Origin of the sequence: Thermoanaerobacter sp. CM-CNRG TB177, assembly GCF_018588165.1 — a bacterium.
GTDB lineage: Bacteria > Bacillota > Thermoanaerobacteria > Thermoanaerobacterales > Thermoanaerobacteraceae > Thermoanaerobacter > Thermoanaerobacter thermocopriae.
In genome coordinates this window covers 1-416 of record NZ_JAFCAC010000021.1, presented here as the reverse complement: position 1 = coordinate 416, position 416 = coordinate 1, and the positions used below count along the sequence as shown (strand labels likewise).

The window sequence follows — 416 nt, the reverse complement described above, 5'->3', positions numbered from 1 at the left end:
AAAGGTGGGCATTCAGAAAAAATACCCACCCCAACTATTGACAAAGAGCCTTTTAAATAAAGAGTAATATTATCGCCGCAAAGGGGATTGTAACCTCTTTCTTTGTGTGTTGCATCTTTAAGCTCTTTTCTATGAGGAGAATTCTCATAATGCTCCATTATAACCTCAGAATAAAGCTGATTTAAATCGCTCATTTAAACCACTTCCTAACTTTTTTAAGTCCTTCAACAAGTGCGTCAATATCGTCAAAGTCGTTGTAAAGATAAAAGCTTGCTCTTACAGTGGCCGGCACCTCAAGGTATCTCATTAAGGGCAGACAGCAGTGGTGCCCACTCCTTACAGCAACTCCTTCTTCATCAAGAATTGTAGCAACGTCGTGAGGATGGACACCTTCTACATTGAAGGAAATTATTCCT

Annotated in this window: 2 protein-coding genes; both read right to left on the bottom strand. The window is 39.7% G+C overall.

What is annotated here, in order from left to right:
- Nucleotides 1-194 (bottom strand): iron-sulfur cluster assembly scaffold protein (locus tag I4N53_RS01535; protein ID WP_214495428.1); only part of this gene is annotated, 194 nt, incomplete at its 3' end.
- Nucleotides 191-416, bottom strand: a 226-nt coding sequence (locus I4N53_RS01530) for an aminotransferase class V-fold PLP-dependent enzyme (protein ID WP_214495427.1), incomplete at its 5' end; no start/stop codon positions are given. The genes I4N53_RS01530 and I4N53_RS01535, both read right to left, overlap by 4 nt.